Annotated in this window: 14 protein-coding genes and 1 pseudogene; 4 read left to right on the forward strand and 11 right to left on the reverse strand. The window is 64.6% G+C overall.

Annotation, left to right across the window (positions count from 1 at the left end):
- The first annotated feature begins 9 nt into the window (after window positions 1-9).
- The gene (locus DWB23_RS19555; RefSeq protein ID WP_121744473.1) at window positions 10-1,137 is read left to right on the forward strand and encodes a M24 family metallopeptidase; all 1,128 of its coding nucleotides are present in this window, start codon (window positions 10-12) and stop codon (window positions 1,135-1,137) included.
- A 74-nt stretch (window positions 1,138-1,211) separates the two neighbouring features.
- Here DWB23_RS19555 and DWB23_RS19560 read toward each other — a convergent pair whose 3' ends face one another.
- Window positions 1,212-1,898, reverse strand: a complete 687-nt coding sequence (locus DWB23_RS19560; protein WP_121744474.1) for a helix-turn-helix domain-containing protein — start codon at window positions 1,896-1,898, stop codon at window positions 1,212-1,214.
- A 104-nt stretch (window positions 1,899-2,002) separates the two neighbouring features.
- The gene (locus DWB23_RS19565) at window positions 2,003-3,091 is read right to left on the reverse strand and encodes a glutamate--cysteine ligase (RefSeq protein WP_121744475.1); all 1,089 of its coding nucleotides are present in this window, start codon (window positions 3,089-3,091) and stop codon (window positions 2,003-2,005) included.
- Window positions 3,092-3,310: 219 nt separating this feature from the next.
- Between DWB23_RS19565 and DWB23_RS19570 the strand changes: the two genes are divergently transcribed.
- Window positions 3,311-3,844, forward strand: a complete 534-nt coding sequence (locus DWB23_RS19570; protein ID WP_121744769.1) for a hypothetical protein — start codon at window positions 3,311-3,313, stop codon at window positions 3,842-3,844.
- Between the two features lie 21 nt (window positions 3,845-3,865).
- Here the strand turns inward: DWB23_RS19570 and DWB23_RS19575 are convergent, their stop codons facing one another.
- The 6 genes from DWB23_RS19575 to DWB23_RS19600 all read right to left on the reverse strand — a co-directional run bounded on the left by DWB23_RS19575 (window position 3,866) and on the right by DWB23_RS19600 (window position 9,881).
- On the reverse strand, window positions 3,866-5,446 hold the full coding sequence (locus DWB23_RS19575; protein WP_121744476.1) for a long-chain-fatty-acid--CoA ligase: 1,581 nt from the start codon (window positions 5,444-5,446) through the stop codon (window positions 3,866-3,868).
- Between the two features lie 96 nt (window positions 5,447-5,542).
- A complete protein-coding gene (locus DWB23_RS19580) occupies window positions 5,543-6,181 on the reverse strand; it encodes a fibrillarin-like rRNA/tRNA 2'-O-methyltransferase (protein ID WP_238717515.1) in 639 nt (212 codons plus the stop codon).
- Entirely contained in the window at window positions 6,174-7,076 is a 903-nt protein-coding gene (locus DWB23_RS19585) for an NOP5/NOP56 family protein (protein ID WP_121744478.1), read from the reverse strand. The genes DWB23_RS19580 and DWB23_RS19585 overlap by 8 nt, the downstream gene beginning before the upstream one ends.
- Window positions 7,077-7,246: 170 nt before the next feature.
- A complete protein-coding gene (locus DWB23_RS19590; RefSeq protein ID WP_121744479.1) occupies window positions 7,247-7,852 on the reverse strand; it encodes a metal-dependent hydrolase in 606 nt (201 codons plus the stop codon).
- A 128-nt stretch (window positions 7,853-7,980) separates the two neighbouring features.
- On the reverse strand, window positions 7,981-8,841 hold the full coding sequence (locus tag DWB23_RS19595; protein ID WP_121744770.1) for an SDR family NAD(P)-dependent oxidoreductase: 861 nt from the start codon (window positions 8,839-8,841) through the stop codon (window positions 7,981-7,983).
- An 80-nt stretch (window positions 8,842-8,921) separates the two neighbouring features.
- A complete protein-coding gene (locus tag DWB23_RS19600; protein WP_121744480.1) occupies window positions 8,922-9,881 on the reverse strand; it encodes a mechanosensitive ion channel family protein in 960 nt (319 codons plus the stop codon).
- Between the two features lie 189 nt (window positions 9,882-10,070).
- Between DWB23_RS19600 and trkA the strand changes: the two genes are divergently transcribed.
- A complete protein-coding gene (trkA, locus tag DWB23_RS19605; protein ID WP_121744481.1) occupies window positions 10,071-11,408 on the forward strand; it encodes a Trk system potassium transporter TrkA in 1,338 nt (445 codons plus the stop codon).
- A gap of 45 nt (window positions 11,409-11,453) precedes the next feature.
- Here trkA and DWB23_RS19610 read toward each other — a convergent pair whose 3' ends face one another.
- A complete protein-coding gene (locus DWB23_RS19610; RefSeq protein ID WP_121744482.1) occupies window positions 11,454-13,001 on the reverse strand; it encodes a TrkH family potassium uptake protein in 1,548 nt (515 codons plus the stop codon).
- A 4-nt stretch (window positions 13,002-13,005) separates the two neighbouring features.
- A pseudogene (locus DWB23_RS19615) lies at window positions 13,006-13,668 on the reverse strand (potassium channel family protein); the annotation flags it as partial.
- 404 nt (window positions 13,669-14,072) lie between these two features.
- Between DWB23_RS19615 and DWB23_RS19620 the strand changes: the two are divergent.
- A complete protein-coding gene (locus tag DWB23_RS19620) occupies window positions 14,073-14,816 on the forward strand; it encodes an Lrp/AsnC family transcriptional regulator (RefSeq protein WP_121744483.1) in 744 nt (247 codons plus the stop codon).
- Between the two features lie 106 nt (window positions 14,817-14,922).
- On the opposite strand, the gene DWB23_RS19625 is transcribed toward DWB23_RS19620, so the two are convergent.
- Complete coding sequence (locus DWB23_RS19625; protein WP_121744484.1) at window positions 14,923-17,241, reverse strand: amino acid permease; 2,319 nt, start codon at window positions 17,239-17,241, stop codon at window positions 14,923-14,925.
- Between the last annotated feature and the right edge of the window lie 92 nt (window positions 17,242-17,333).

Raw genomic sequence — 17,333 nt, forward strand, 5'->3', positions numbered from 1 at the left:
GCACCCCGCATGGACAAACGCGAGCGACTCGAGGACTACCTCGAGTCCAACGGGTTCGATTCGGTCTGGTTCGCGCGGCCGAATGGGTTCGCCTGGCTGACGGGCGGAAACAACGTCGTCGACCGCGAGACGGACGCCGGCGTCGCCGCCGTCGGCTACGACGGAACGGACCTGCGGATCGTGACGAACAACATCGAAGCGGATCGGATCGTCGCCGAGGAGCTTCCGGACCTCGACTCCGAGGACGTTTCGGTCGAGCAGTTCTCGTGGCACACGACCTCGCTCGGCGAGGCCATCGCCGCCCGCACCGGTGCCGACGAGCGAGCGGCGGCCGACATCGACGTTCCGGGACTCGAGCGCGTCGACCCGACGCCGCTCCGGCAACCGCTGACCGACCGCGACCTCGAGCGCTACCGGAAACTGGGACGGGAGACGGCCGCCGCGGTCGAGTCGGTCTGTCGCGAACTGCGCGCTGACGACAGCGAACACGAGGTCGCCTCGGCTCTTCGAGTCGCCCTCTCCGCGCGCGATATCGAAGCGCCCGTCGTGCTCGTCGGCGGGGCGGAACGAGCCCAGCAGTACCGCCACTACACCCCGACGGACGCCGAACTCGGCGAGTACGTCCTCGTCTCGGTGACGACGCAACGCGCCGGTTTGCACGCGAGTTGTACCCGGACCGTCGCCTTCGATCCGCCATCGTGGCTCGAGGAGAGACACGCGGCCGCGGCTCGCGTTGAGACGACGGCGCTCGCGGCGACGCGGGCGGCTGCGAACGTCGACGAACGTACCGGAACCGACAGCAGCGCCGGGACGGCCGGGGACGTCTTCGCGGCGATCCAGCGCGCCTACGAGACGCTCGGCTATCCCGGCGAGTGGGAACTCCACCACCAGGGCGGAGCTGCCGGCTTTGCGGGTCGAGAGTGGATCGCAACGCCCGATCACGAGGCACCGATCACGGCCCCGATGGCGTACGCGTGGAATCCGACCGTCGAGGGGGCGAAAAGCGAGGATACCGTGCTCGTCGGCGACGGCATCGAACCGCTGACCGACACGGACCGCTGGCCGACGACGACCGCGCGGGCCGTCGAGTTCGACCTGGAAATCGAGCGACCGGCGGTGCTCGGACTCGACGACTGACGGTCGAAAACAGGACTCGAGAACTGGGGGACGCTGCGAGACGAGCCGCGAGACGGCGACTGGACGGTGTCTCGCTACTGGTCGTCGGCTCCGTTCGATTCTTCGGCGTCGTCCTCGCCATCGATGGGAGCGCCTTCGGCGTCACCATCGGTCTCGTTCGGTTCGCCGTCGGAACCGTCGACGCCGGGTTCGTCGGCGTCGCCGAGGACGAGGGGCTCGGTGTCGTCGACGGTGATCGTTACCGGTTCGGCGTCCCCCTCGAGATCTCCCTCGGATTCGGGCTGGCGATCGAGCACGCGATCGAGCGTGAAGATCGTGTTCAGTTCCTGTTGAACCTGGTCGACGACGCCGCCGACGAGGTCGCTCGGCTGGATCGCCGTGTACTCGTAGGGATTGTTCCCCGCCCCTTCGCTCGCGCGTTTTTCCCGCGTGACCCGGTCCTCGGCGTGGAGTTCGGCGAGCGCTTCCCGGACCGTACTCGGATAGAGCCCGGTTCCCTTCGCGACCTCCTCCGAGGTGCTACCGGGATTCGCCAGTAAGTGAACGTAGATCTTCGCGCGCGTCTCCGTGTCGAGGATCCACGAGAGCAGGTCGACGATCCGCTGGTCGACCTCCTCGGCGGCGGCGGTTCGAACGCCCTCGCCGTCCCCGTTGTCGGAGGGATCCGCGTCATCCCCCTCGAGCGAGTCGTCCGTTTCGTCACGATCCCCGTCACCGCTCCCGCCGTCTACCCGGTGCTCGTCCAGTTCGTCTGAAGCCATAGTCCTCTCGTCTGAGATAAAGTCTCGCACGGAAGTAAACCTTTGCGGGCCTCGTCGCTACCGGACGTACTCGGTCGAAAACGGCGAAAACGCGACCGCGCCCGCTACTCGGGTCGAAGCGTCAGCGATTCACACAGCGCGTCGGGGCCGTCTTCCTCGAGCAACCGTCGCTGGCGCTGTGCGCCGCTGACGCGCTCGTAAACGCGCTTGATCCCGCTGACGCCGAGGCGTTCGCACTCGCGGTCGACGAGTTCGCCGAGGCCGATCGTTCCCTTCATCTCGCGGTCGATGAAGCGAGCCTCGTGGCCGTGGCGGATCGCCCGCCACTTGTTCTCGTCGAGGAGTTCGCGCCGGTGAGTCGCTCCGTAGCCGCTGGCACCGTCCTCGTACGCGTCGGCGAGGGCGTCGACGAGCGCGTGGGCGTACTCGACGAACGCGAGGACGACGTCGGGGTCCGCCTGTCCGTCCGGCGTGCGCAGTTCGACCGTTCCGTGGGCGGTGTGCGGGCGAACGTCGTACCAGAGTTCGCCGCGGTCCTCGATCGCATCGGTCTCGAGCATCCGGCGCTCGAACCGGTCGAAGGCCTCGTAGTCCTCGAAGTACGTCGGCATCCCCGTGTTCGGCAAGGCCTCGAAGATCTTCGCGCGGGCCGACTGGAGCCCGGTGTCGAACCCGTTCCAGTACGGCGAGTTGGCCGAGAGCGCGAGCATGATCGGGACGTACCAGCGCAGTTCGTTGGCGATCCAGACCGCCTTGTCGGCGTCGTCGACGCCGACGTGGATATGCACTCCGGCCGTCGTGTTCCGGTGTTGGGGGTACTGGATCCGATCGAGTTGCGATCGGTAGCGGGGCTTGTCGGCGTGCTCGAGTTCCTGCCACTTCGCCAGCGGGTGGAGCCCGGCGGCGGCGATTCCGTAGCCGTGCTCGGCGGCGTGATCGACCAGCGCCCGACGAACCTCGAGGAGCGACGCTCGAGCGTCGCCCGGACCCTCGATCAGCGGCGTCTGTGTCTCGATGACGCACTTGAAGAGTTCGTGATCGAGGCGACCGGCGAGGATCTCGGGCGGGTCGTGCTCGTAGACGAGTTCGTCGGTGCCGCTCGTGGGGCGGCCGTCGTCGTCGACGACGAAACATTCCTCCTCGATCCCCAGCGTGCCCATGCGCGTAAACGATTCCCGGGACCCGCGTTCCATCGTCTCCCGTTTTTGGCCGCGATGATAAATACCGTTTGGACTCGGCGGCGCGTCCCCGTTGTTCGACGGCGTCGGCCCGGTACCGGCGCGACGCGCCGGTTGTACTGGATCGACGGCTCGGAATCGGAGACGGGCGTCTCGCGAGTCCCCAGTCCGTCACGACGAACGGAACGGCGGTCGTGCGATACTATTTATGCGACGTTCGTGATAGCAGCGAACATGGGGCAGGATCGACGGCGAGACCGCAATCCCGGACGCCAGACCCGACCGGCTACCAGCGCTACGCGCCGCACCTGGTACGGCCTCGGCAAACTCTCGAGCGCCGAGAAGAGCGGGTTCGGCCGAATCCTACACGACTGCAGTCACGTCTTCGGCGATATCTCGATTCTGGCGCTCCCGACGCTGTTCGCGATCATGGCGGCACCCGGGCGAGGGATCGCCGACGCGACCGCCGCCGGCCTCCTCGCGTGGACGACGATGGTCGCCGTCGCGACGCTGATCCGCGGCGGCTGGATCGAGCCGGTGGGAACCGACGTGCTCGGCTGGGTGGCGATCACGCCGTCGCTGGTCGTCGTGCGATTCGTCTACTACAATCTCGCGTTGTCCGTCGCCGTCTTCGGCGGGGTGTGGCTGGCGGGCGTCGTCGGCGTCGCACCGCTCTCGCTCGTTACGGCGCTGGTCGTCTCGAGCGTCTCGATGCTGGCGTTTCCGCGCCTCGCCGAGTCGGCGTACGGCAGCCTCCGAGAGCGGTAGCCGGAGCCGCTGCGATGACGCTCAGGACGCGACGGTCTCGGCCTCGGGATCGACGTCCGCCTCGCCCTCCCGGAGTTTGAACTTCTGGATCTTCCCGCTGGGATTCTTGGGGAGTTCGTCCACGAAGTAGTACGCCCGCGGTCGCTTGAAGTCGGCGAGGTGGTCGTTCTCGAGCAGGAACGCGTCGAGTTCGTCCGCGGAGACGCCGCCGACGACGTACGCGACGACCCGTTCGCCCCACTCGTCGTCGGGTTCGCCGACGATGGCCGCCTCTTCGACGGCGTCGTGGGAGAACAGTGCGTCCTCGACCTCAGCCGGATAGATGTTCTCGCCGCCGGAGACGATCATGTCGTCCTTCCGGTCGACGACGTAGAGGTAGCCGTCGTCGTCGAGGCGACCGAGGTCGCCGGTGTAGTACCACGTCGTCCCGTCGGCCTCGCGCAACGACTGCTGGGTCGCCTCGGGACGGTTCCAGTACTCCCGCATCGCACACGGACCGGCGATCAGAACCTCGCCGATTTCGCCGCCCGCTACCTCCTGGTCCGGGGCCGCGTCGGGTTCGACCACGCGCAGTTCGTGGTTGAGCGCGGGCAGTCCGGCGGAGCCCTGCTTCGGGAGTTGATCCTCCGACGGTTGGAAGACGGCGGCGGGACCCATCTCGGTCATGCCGTACGCCTGGACGTAATCATCACAGAGGTGTTCCCGGCAGTTCTCGAGGACCTGCTCGGGCATCGGTGCCGCGCCGTATAGACCGAGTCGGAGCGACGAGACGTCGACGTCCGTCTCGGCGGCGGTCAGCGACAGCGCGTTCCACGCCGTCGGTGCGGCAAACAGCTGCGTGACGTCGTACTCCTCGATCGCCTCGAGAGCCGCTTGCGGCTCGAACTCGTGGTGGATGACGGTCGCCGCGCCGCGGTGGACCCGCGGGAACAGATTGCAGTGGAGTTCGGCGCAGTGATACAGCGGCATCATCGACAGTCCGATATCGTGGCGGGTGAGATTCAGCTCCGCGATGCACAGCAGATCGTGTTCGACCATACTCCGGTGCTCGTGGACGACCCCTTTCGGACGGCCGGTCGTCCCTGACGTGTAGATGAAGGCGTAGACGTCGTCCTCGGCGACGGAAACGTCCGGCCGGTCCGCGGAACTCGACTCGAGCAGGTCGGCGAACCCGCTCGCGTACTCCGGCGCGTCGTCGTCGATGAAGACGTACTCGCTCACGGTCTCGAGGGACGGGCGAGCGCCCTCGACCGCCTCCCGGGTCGCGAATTCGAACAGGAGCAGTTCGGCTTCGGCGTCGGTGACGATGTACTCGATCTCGCCCGCCGGAAGCCGGAAGTTCAGCGGCGTGAAGACGGCGCCGATCTTCGCACAGGCGTAGACGGTGAGCGCCATCTCGGAGCCGTTGTACAGAACGGTTGCCACCCGGTCTCCCTTCTCGATGCCGAGATCGAGCATCGCGTTCGCCAGCCGATTGACGCGCTCGTCGAACGCCGCGTAGGTCCACCGCTGGTCCTTCCGCGGATAGATGATCGCGTCGCGGTCGGGGTGTCGACCGACCGTCTGCTCGAGGGTGTCGCCGATCGTGGGATGTGATGGCATGCCGTGTTGCGATTGGACAAGGAGTCTTATAGTAGTTATCGCGCTCGCTCCCGCGCGACCGGCGACGGGGACGCGTTCGGCCGCCCTCAGGCAGGATTACCGCGGCCGTGCGACGATGCCGAGGTGATCCGCGTGGTACGTCTCGAGTCGCCGCGTCTCGAGCACCTCGTAGCCCTCCTCGAGGGCCGCCCGAACGTCTTCGAACACGTCGGCGGGTTCGCGCGTCACGTCCTCGCTTCTGGCCTTGACGGCCAACAGCAGCCGACCGTCGTCGGCGAGGAACCGTTTGTTCTCGAGGGCCACGCGGGCCTGCCCGCGCGTCGCGACGTCCTGAATCAGTACGTCGACGTTCGATTCGACGACGTGCGCGTAAGTTTCGGGCTTTCTGGCGTCCTTGAGTAGCGGGAAGAGTCGCGGGCGCGATTCGGCGGCCTCGAGCAGGTCCCGAGTCGGTCGGGCGGCGAACTCGACGGCGTAGGTCGGGCCGGCGAAGTCGGCGACGTGGCTCACCGTCGTCCCGCTGGCAGCCCCGAGGTAGAGCACCGCCTCGCCGCCTTCGAGGCCGGTCTCCATCCCGAGGTCGAACATCGCGCCCAGCTTCGAGCGGTTCGGGCTCCAGGCGCGCCACTCGCCATCCGTCGGCTCGCCGTAGACGGGGTCGCCGCGGGTCGCGAGCCGTTCGGTACCGTCGAACGTGCGGCGTTCGACGCCGTCGGGGAGGGGGGCGTTACTCATCGGCGTCACCCCCGTCGCTATCGACGGACGCATCCTCGCTATCGCCGTTCGTGGTCCGCGCCTGAATCGTCTCGATCCGCTCCGCGAGTTCCGCCTCGAGTTCGGGCTTGCGCTCGCCCGAGTAGTGGTCGACGCGGGCGGCGATGGCGAGTTTTCCGGCGAGTGCGCGCGCCGCCGAGCCCCGGTCGTCGGGATGGGTTCCGCGGACCGCGCTGTGCGTGAAGATGACCCCGTGTTTCGGCGACGGCGCGTGACCGCGCAGGTGCGCGAACAGGGCGTCTTCCGCGCCGAGAACCTGCACCGTGCCGCTCGGTTTCTTTGCTAAGTCCTCGAGACCGCCGGCGAGCGAGATCAGCCGCGCCGCGAGGACGGGGTCGGCGAGCGCGGCGAGGTTCGGCGCGACGGTCGGCGTCTGCCGTTCGACGTACTCCCGCAGCGCGTCGGCCTCGTCCGCGAGCCCCGTCACGCGCTCGGCGAGCGAGACGATCGCTTCCCGACCGGGCTCCGGGGCTCGCTCTCGAGTCGCCAGTTCACGGGCGTAGTCGACGCCGGTTCCGGCGTCGGGGTCGACGGTGCCGGCCCACTCGGCGAGTCGTTCGGCGAGTTCGTTTGCCGTCCGAGTGCAGTCGTCCATCGCCCGCACCGCGTGGACGAGTTGGCGATCGTCGGCCCCCTCCCGTTTGGCAACTTCGCGCCGCGTCGCGCGCGTCGTCGCCTCGTGGAGTCGGTCGTAATACGCCTCCGTTGTTTCAGCGTAACCGGCTTCGACTGCTCGCCGGGGCCAGTCTCGCGGCGTCTCGGCCGTGCCGTCGGTGATCGCGTCACTGGCGGCGTCGGCCGCCCCCGGTTCGACGTCGACGAACCAGCCTCCCTCGACAGCGGTGTGTTCATCCATAGCTGGCTCTAAGACACCCGACTCGTTTATGGGTTCTCGATGGCGCGCGCCGACGGACGGACGCGACCGAGAAGCGGAGGGGCGAACGCGCGCCGCCGAATCCGGGAGTCCTCACGACCTGGATCGTCGGGCGACTGCGGGACGGAGCTAACGCGAACCGGCCGACGGCATTACTCCGTTCGATATCGCTTCGGGACGTACCCCTCGAGTCGATCGGGGACGTACCCGAAGACGTCGGGAGCGATCGTCGCCAGTCGCTGACGAAGGCCGGCGTAGACGGCCCCGACCACCAGCGCGGCGGCGACGACGGCGCGAAACGGACCCTCGAGAACGACGAGCAGCGGAACGCCGATGCTTACCAGCAGCGCGAGATCCTCGGGCGAGCCGTCGTACCGGACCCACCGCATCGGTCGCCGCCAGCGCCCTCGCACGTGATCGTAGACCGCGCGGTCGGAGGTGCCCTCCCACGGACGGAGCTCGAGGCCGCCGCCGAACCGATCCAGTTGACAGTGGACGGCCGCGCCGACGACGGCGGATGCGACGCCGACGGAGACGGTCGTCGGCACCGCCACCACGAGGGTAACCGACGGGAGCGTGACCAACGCGTATCCCGTCGGCCAGTGAAGCGTCCGCCGGTGACCGGCGTACAGATCGAGATCCGGAACGAGACTCCCGGCGAGGGCACCCGCGAGCGCGACCGGAGCGAGATCGGGATAATAACCCACGAGCGGCGCTGCTATCGCCAGCCCGATTACGGCGTGTGTCGGCAACATCATCGTCTACTGAACTCCCCTCTGAACCACATTCAGGGAACGACGACGTATGAGTCCTTCTCCGATCGAAACCCTGTCACCCCGCAGATTTCGCGGTCGCGGCCTCGCTCGAGCGCGGGAGAGGCGAACGCCTAATACGTCAGCGACATCCCGCCCTCGTGGGTCATGTCGCCGCCGTTGAGGTGCTCGCTGTGGATCGAACAGCCGATCACGAAGAGGTTCGCGACCTCGTACGGCTCCATCATCTCTTTGGCGCGGGTCCGTTCGAGCATGACCTCCTCGACGACTTCGTCGACAGTCATCCCGCGGCGGTCCGCCGTCGCCGGGAGCTGTTTGGCGACGAGTGCGGTCTTGACGTAGGCGGTACTGACGGAAAACGAGCGGACGGTTCCGTCACCCTCGGCGGCGATGGACTGCGTCAGCCCTCGGAGGCCGAACTTCGTGGTGTTGTAGGCGACCTTATCGCGGGTGACGATGTGACCGTGGACCGAACACATGTTCGCGACGACGCCGCCCCCGTCCTCTCGAAAGTGGGGCATGCACGCTTTCGACAGCACGAACGGCGCTCGCTGCATCACCGCCTGCATCGTGTCGTACTTCTCGAGGGGGAACGATTCGATCGGGGCCACGTGTTGCAGGCCGGCGATGTTCGCGAGATAGCGAATCGAGCCGTGGTCGGCGGCCTCGTCGACGATCCGCTCCAGATCGTCGTCGACGGTGAGATCGGCGACGATCGGGACGATCTCGCCCGGTAAAGATAGCTCCTTGACCGTCGATATCGTCTCGTCGAGACCCGCTTCGTCCAGGTCCGTTCCGGCGACGGTAAGCCCGTTCGCGGCGAACGCGAGCGCCGTCGCCCGCCCGATCCCGGATCCAGCGCCGGTAACGATGACGACGTTTTCGGGCGCGTAGTGTGGATCGTCGAGCACGAGAAAGTCGTCTGCGGTCGGTGCCGTCGGGCCGTACCGCTCCATCGCCTCGTCGATGGTCATGTCAGCCATACCCACAAGCGAACGACTCCGGGTAAATATCTATCGGACGGCGGACCCGAACCGCAAGGCGGAGTCGCGGTTCATCGGTTCCGGCTGACCGGAAACCCGACCCGGTCCGGGTTGTCGTTCATCCGCTCGAGGATGCGTTCGTAGAGGTCGTTGCGGACGCGCTGGCTCGTACGCGGGTGCACGAGATACCGGAGTCGGAGGTCGACCCACGACTCCTCCTGGACGACGTTCACCGACGGCCCGTCGCGGACCTCGAGTTCGACCGGCGTTTTCGCGAGTCGCTTCCGGTACAGTTCGACAGCCCGTTGCATGTCTTCGCCCAGGTAGTCCGTCGCCTCCTCGATCATGAGGGCGCGTGCGAACTCGAGGTCGGTTTCGTAGGCGACCTGAATCGAGAGTTCGTTCCAGACGTGCGGGAACGACCGGTAGGAGTAGTTGTACACGTGCGAGGAGAGAACGACGCTATTGGGGAGGGTGATCACTCGCCCCGAGGGCTGGTTCGAGGAGACGAGTTCGCCGTTGATCTCCCAGAGCGTCGTTACCAGAAAGTCGACTTCGACGACGTCACCCTTCGACCCCTCGATGGCGACGCGGTCGCCGACGCCGTACGGGCGTTTGATCATGATGTACAGCCACCCGATGAGCGAGAAGAGGGGCTGTTGCAGGGCGAAGGTGACGGCGAAGCCGACGATACCGAGCGAGAACAACACGCCGACGTACTGTCTGGTGAGCACGCTGAGGACGCCGACGGTACCGAGTACGATGAAGGTCAGTCGAACGACGTTTTTGAGGTCGTGTCGTCGCCGTTTGTCGGCCGTCCGCGTCAGAAGGACCCGGGCGACCAGAGCGTAGCCGCCGAAGGCAGCGAAGCCGACGGCGGCGATCAGTAGCGCCTGGGCGAGCAGGCTGGTGGCGGGAACGCCACCGACTTCGCCCGAGACCACTGCGACGTCGAACCGTCGAACGATACCAGCAGTCACGCCGAATCCGAGCGCAACTAGCAAGGAGACGGAGCCGAGATGGCGGTTCACGTGCGTCGGTGACGCGCGGGCTACAAAAAGCTGATTGCGACCGTATCCGGTCGAGTGCCGTCTCGAACGGCGTTCGCGCCGTAATTCGGTTGGCGATCGATCACGTCGGATCACCGGCCGTTCGTCGTAACGCCTTTCGTTCCGCCAGCAAAACATCCAGGGAAGAATGCGTCCGCGGAGGATCCACCAATGTACGTACTAATCGTCGGTGCGGGTCAAGTCGGACAGATGATCGCTTCGAATCTCGAGGACTCACACGACGTCGCGGTGGTCGAACGCGACCCGGACATCGTCGACGAGATCACGTACTCGTACGACGTCCTCGCCGTCGAAGGCGACGGAACGGATCTCGAGGCCCTTCGAGAGGCGGGCCTCGGTCGGGCTGATCTCGTCGTCGCGTGTACGAACGATGACGAGACGAACATCGTCGTCTGCGGGACCGTCAAGACCGTAGACGACGTCTTTACGATCGCACGAGTGCGGAATCGAACGCTGTTGAACACGTGGCAGGGATCGCAGGACGCTTTCGGGGTGGGCTTTATGGTCTGTACCGACCTGCTGGTCGCCCAGACGATCTTCCGGATCTCCGGGTTCCCGCGGGCACAGGACGTCGAGATGTTCGCCGGCGGACTCGTCAGGATGGCCGAGTTCGATATCGACGCCGAGAGCCCACTCGTCGGCCGACGCGTCGAGGAGGCCGATCAGTACGATTCGATGACGTTCGCCGGCGTCTTCCGGGGCGACGAGATGATCGTCGCCCGCGGCGACACCGTTTTCCAGGCCGACGACCGGATCGTCGTCATCGGGAGCCCCAGTTCGGTCAAGGAGTTCGCGATGGAGGTGTGCATCCCCGAGGGAACCTCGAGCGCGGACGACGTGGTCGTCGTCGGCGGCAGCGAGATCGGCTTTCAGACCGCTCGCGAATTCGAGGCCCACGGCTTCGAGCCGCGACTGATCGAACGTGACCACGAACGCGCCCGCGAAATCGCCGAAGCGCTTCCCAAGACGTTCGTCATGGAGAGCGACGCGACCGACACGGACTTCCTCTCCCGCGAACACATCGACGAGGCCGACATCGTCATCGCCGCCCTCGACAGCGACGAGAAGAACCTGCTCGTCTCGCTGCTCGCGCGTCGGGTCGGCGTCGGTCGGACGGTCGCGATCATCGAGAACACCGAGTACACCGATCTCTTCGAGACCGTCGGCATCGACGTCGCGATCAATCCTCGTGAAGAGACCGCCGAAGAGATCGTCCGCTTTACCCGGACCGACCAGACCGAGAAGATCGCCATGCTCGAGCACGACCGCGCAGAGGTCATCGAGGTCGAACTCGGGCCGGGGAGCGCCCTGGCTGGCCGGTCGATCGCGGACTCGATGGCGGACTTGCCCGACTGCGTCGTCATCGGTGCGATCTCGCGCGGCGGCGATCTCATCACGCCCCGCGGGACGACGGTTCCCCAGCCCGGCGATCACATCGTGATCTTCGTCGATGCGACCGTACTGGACGAGATATCGGCAGTGCTGTGAGTCGTCCGATCCCGCTTCGAGACATGGGATCCGTGTCGACCGCCACTACCTGTAGAGATCGAGTTCCCGGAAGGCCGCTCCCAGCAGCACTGCGATCGGGATAATCTCGAGGCGACCGATCCACATATTGCCGATCAACATCAGCTTGGTTACCGCCGGCATCTCCGGACCGGTGATCCCCGTGCCCAGTCCGACGGTACTCTGAGCGCTCATCACGTCGAAGATAATGTACTTGAGGGGATACGCTGACGGCAACATCCAGAGGAAGACGGCGACGCCGACGGCGAGTCCGGCGATCCAGAGGATGAAGACGACTGCTGCTTCGGTGTATTCACGCTGGACCTGTGACTGGTCGAGGGTTCGCTCGTCGAGACGGAGCCGTCGAATCGCGCTGGCCGGTGTGAAGACGCTCCTAATCTGCCAGACAGTTCCCTTGACGAGGGTGATGACGCGGATGAGTTTGAGACCTCCGACCGTCGACCCGGCCGCTGCACCCGTAAGCATCCCCAGACAGAGCAACAGGGTCGTCCCGGCCGTCCAGATCTGCTCGGTTCCATCGCCGATCGCTGTCGTACCGAATCCGGCGTTCGATGTCGCGGAAACGAACTGGAACAACGCGATCCGGAACGTCTCCTCGAACGTGTCGTACTGGCCATTGGTCCAGAGGAGCGCCGTCAGCGCAACGGATCCTACCGAAAACCAGATGAACACCCAGCGGGTCTGGATATCGGTGTAAAAGTTCCGCAGGTGGCCTTTGAGAATCAGGTAGTGAACCGGGAACGCGATACTGCCCGCGACCATCACCGGGATGACCGCGTACTCGATTACCGCGCTGTCGTAGTAACCGATCGAATCGGCGTGGACCGAGAATCCACCGGTCGAAATGGCCGTCATCGCGTGGTTGATGGAATCCGACAGCGGCATTCCGGCGGCGAGAAACAGCGCGACCCCGGCGAGCGTGATTCCGAGGTAAATCTTCCAGATCTCCGTGACCGTCGAGACGATACTCGGATGGATCTTCTCGGAGCGAGCCTCGCTCTCGTAGAGCGTGAGCGACCCGCTGCCAGGACGGGCGAGAATCGCGACGGTCAGAACGATGACGCCGACACCGCCGATCCATTCGGTGAACGACCGCCACCACTGCAGCGATCGGGGGAGGTCCTCCTCTATCATCGCCATCGTCAACCCAGTGCTGGTGAAGCCGCTGATACTCTCGAAAATTCCGTTCAGTGGGTGGCGAAAGACGGAAACTGTCTCGTTCATCGGCGGCGCGTTCGCCCACGCGGGATACGGATTCAATGCGATCGTCCACGCAACGAGCAAGAACGGGAGCCCACCGAGGATGCCGACCGTCCCCCACGCGGCAGCCGCCGTAACCATCGCCTCGAGTTTTCCCGAATCCGCCACCTGCTGATACCGGCGCGCGAGCCAGATCCCGAGACCACCCATCACGACAGCCGAGATGGTGAACGCCGGGACTGCGTAGAACTCTTGATTGATGACGGCGACCGCGATCGAAACGAACGCCATCAACGAGACGACCTGCAGGATTCGACCGAGGTCTCGTCCCACTGCCGGATACCGTACCCTCATGGATGTCGCCGGTAAACGCCTCAACCGCGTCGGACAGGGCGGAGTCGTCGGTAAAGACCGTCACCTGATCGCCAGTCCGGATCGTCGTATCGCCTCGCGGCGCGCGGATTTCCTCGCCGCGTTTGAGCGCGACGACGAGACAGCCGTCCGGAAGTGAGCCCGTCTCGATGGCCGTCTCGAGCGGTTGACCGTCCATCGGCGCGCCGTCGGTCACGGTCAACTCCACGAGTTCGGTCTCGTCGTCGAATTCGATGAAATCGCTGACGTTGGGGTATCGAACGGAGTGATAGAGATAATCCGCGATCAATCGTTGCGGGTTCTCGATGAGCGTGACGCCGATTTTCTCGAAGATCGGCAGGTTCTCCGTATCGTGAACCACGCTGACGAGGTTCGGGACGTCGTGTTCCTGGGCGAGCAACATCACCATAATGTTGACCGCATCGATGTCCGTCGTCGAGATGACTGCATCCGCGCGGTCGATACTAGCGTCTTTGACCGTCCCATTTTTCGTCGCGTCGGCGTTGAGTACGAGACAGTCGTACTCCGAGGCGACATCGTTCGCTCGCTCCTCGTCGGTCTCGATGACGACGACGTCGTTTCCGTCGCGGACCGCGAGGTCGATTAGATTCGAACCGATACTCCCTGCGCCGATGATAACGAGATACATTCTCAAAGCCTCTCTACTGATCGTTCGAGCCGCGTCTCGAGAACACGATAAGGGGTAGTTCGGTCTCGGTTATTACTCTATACGACTCGCCGATAGCCGATTCGAGAACACCACACGCCGCCCTCGTTCGCAATCGGGAGTCGACGTGGCTCGCGATGTCGTCAGTCATCGGTCATTCATCGCGATCCGAATTGGCCGCTCGTGACGCTGATTACACGACATCGATTCACTACCGCAGCTTTTCGATTCGGTACTATAAACTCTCTCATCTATGGATACAGTAGATACTCCGCGGGATATTTTCGCACTCGTTCATCATCTGGAGGAGTGCTCGGATGAGCAGTAGGGATCGTGACGAGCGATAAAAAGCAGAACCCTTCAATCTCGCGAGCGTACCCGTCCGTATGAGCATCCGCTTGGACGAAGTAAACAAACGCATCATCCATGCGTTGATGAACGATGCGCGGGGCACGTCCGCACCGACGATCGCCGAGGAAGTCGGCGTTTCGCCAGCGACGATTCGAAACCGGATTCACCAACTCGAGGACGCCGGAATCATCCGCGGCTACCACGCGAACGTCGATTTCGACGCCGCTGACGAGATGCTCACGACGCTCTACGTGGCGACAGCACCCATCGAAGAGCGCGCGCGACTCGCCCAGCAGGTCCGAACGATCACCGGCGTCGTCAACGTTCGCGAGTTCGTGGCTGGAACAGAGAATCTCCACATACTCACCGTGGGCAACGACGTCGAAGCGATAAACGACATCGCTCGAGAGCTAACGTCGCTCGGCATTGATATCGACGACGAAAAAGTCGTCCGAACGGAGCAGTTTCAGGCGTACCACCCGTTCGGCCCCGCCGAAATCCACCAGCAGTTCTCCAACTATATTAGCCTCGCCGGCGGCAACGAAGTCGTCGAACTCACCGTCGATGCCGACGCACCGATCGCCGGGTTGACCTTAGAACGCGCCGCGCGCGAGGGGCTCCTCGAGGACGGCGTACTCGTCGTCTCGATCGAGCGCGACGACGCCGTGTTGACGCCGCGGGGGGAAAGCGAGATTCGAGCCGGCGACATCCTGACCGTTCTCTCCCGCGGCGGCTTTACCGAGCGTCTGTTCGATACGTTCGAAACCGGATCGAACTAGTCGCTGACGCGAGGTGAAGCGGTCGGAACGAACGGGGTCGGTCGGAGTTGATCGTCACGGGAGCCGGGTTTTCGGGCGACCGTCGAGTGAGAGCCGTGGACGACCGTCAATCGTTTCGACTGCCGAACAACCGATTCCAGAGCGACCGTTTTGTCGGCCGTTCGGCCAGGAGGACGGAACAGTCGACCTCGTTGACGACGCTGTAGGCGAGCGAGCCACGCAGCAGCCGAGAGAGCAGCCCGCGTTCGGTCGCCCCGAGGACGATCAGCGAGTGATCCCGAGCCGCCGTCGCGATAGCGTCCTCAACGTCGTCCGAGGCATCGACGCGGATCGTCGCGTTCTCGAGGTCGTGATCCGCCGCCCAATCGGTCAGGAACGCTTCGCCCTCCGCCTCCTCCCCCTCGTCGACGACGTGCAACAGCGTGATCTCGGAACCGAGTTGGTCGCGCATATATCGAGCCATCTCGGCGCTGAGATCGGAGTCTGGACCGCCGGCGGTCGGGACCAGTACGCGGTCAGTCTCGAGACCGCGGTCGTTCAAGACGAGGAAGTCACACGGCAGATCGTGGGTCAACTCCTCGAGTGGCCGTTCCGCGCGACCGGCGGTCCAGGGTCGGTCGGGGCCCCAGCCCATGACGACGGTGTCCGCGTTCTCGCGGCGAGCCACGTCGAACACTTCTTCGAACGAGCGATGAGACACAACTGTCCGAATGTTGACGGGAGCGTCGACCGTTTCCGTACTCTCCCGAACCTGATTCATCAATTTCCGAGATTCGTCGTCGATACGCTGGATGTGTTTGGAGCCCTCGACGAGCGGCGTCTGGTCGGGAACCTCGACGATGTGGACCGCCTGGACGACGCCGTCGTTGGCCTTGGCAACGACGCTCGCCAGTGAGAGGAGGTGGGCTTCAGTCCGCGGGTTCGAGACCGGGACCACCACGGTGTACTCGCTTCTACCGGACGGCTTCGCCGCGGTCGCAGCGGAGACGGCCGCATCTGGCATCTCCTCGGATCGCGAGAGGATGTAGTCGCTCAATACGCCCTCGCGATCGGTTTCGTGGCGGGCGTAGATGCCGTACCAGGCGATCGCACCAAGGACGAACGCTAACCCCAGCGCGATCTCGATCTGATTCATGAACGCGATCAATCCGAGCGAGAACACCACGCCCAGAATTGGCGTAATCGGGTAGAACGGCACGGTGAAGTCCGGATCGTACTCCGGCACGTCAGCCTCACGAAAGACGATCAGCGCGACATTGATGAGCGCGTAGACGACGAGATGGAGAACGCTCGCCGCTTTCGAGAGAACCTCCAGGTCGCCGCCGAGGACGACGATAAAGAGGAGGATCATCGCACCGGTAACGGCGATCGACCGGTACGGCGTGGCGAATCGCGGATGGATCTCGTTGAGCCAGTCGGTGACGATCTTGTCACGGCCCATCGCGAAGTTGATGCGTGCGGAGGCGAGGATCGACGCGTTCGCGCTCGAGGCCGTCGCAAGCAGTGCAGCCAGTGTGATCGAGGTAACGCCGATCACGCCGAGATTGCCCTCGAAGATCACGCTCGCGACATCCGACATCGGGGTGTCGATGTCGATCTGGTCGTAGGGAATGATGCCGACCATGAGGCCGACGAGAATCGAGTAGACGACCATCACGATGGCAACGCTGCCGATGATGGCGATGGGGAGATTTTGGCCCGGATTTTTGAGTTCCTCGCCGATCGTCGCGATTTTGGCGTAGCCGAGGTAGGAGACGAACACGAGCGCAGTCCCCGGGAGCATCTCGCCGTAGCCAAGCGGCGCGATCCCACCGTCGATGGTGACCGTTCCCCAGTCGAACGAGAAGAAGCCGACGAGCGCAAAAACGGCCAGGATCCCGAGTAGGAGGGTGACGATAGCCGTCTGAATGCCTCCCGTCTCCTTCGCACCGATGTAGTTGATGCCGACGAAAACGACCCCGGCAATCAGGGCACCGATCTGGATATCGGCCAGGACCAGCGGCCCGAGAACGATCGTCGGCAGCAGTGCGATACTCCCGAGGCCAGGTATCGGTATGACGACGCCGTCGAGCAGCGTTGTAAGGTAGCCGCCGAACCCGATACAGTAGAAGGCGCTTGCAAAGGCAAGCCCCATCCAGTCGCCCATTCCGGAGACCGATCCGAACAGGGGACCGAGCGCGCGATTGATGTAGTAGTACGCACCGCCCGCTTTGGGCATCGCCGTCCCGAGTTCGCTCACCGAGAACGCGTTTATCATGGCGATCATGCCGCCGATGATAAACGAGAGGACGACGATCGGACCCGCCTCTTGGGCCGCGACGCCCGGAAGAACGAAGATCCCCGCGCCGATCATCGTTCCGATCCCGATCGCGAGCGCGGAAAACAATCCGAGATCTTTGGCGAGTTCCTCGTCTCCGCCGGTCATCGTCGGTCCCTCCGTCTCGAGCGATTGTCAAATACCAGTAAGAGTGACATGGTTGGGTTCGGAGCGTAAAGGACACTCCCGATACCGTGATC

Source organism: Natronorubrum halophilum, assembly GCF_003670115.1.
Lineage (GTDB): Archaea > Halobacteriota > Halobacteria > Halobacteriales > Natrialbaceae > Natronorubrum > Natronorubrum halophilum.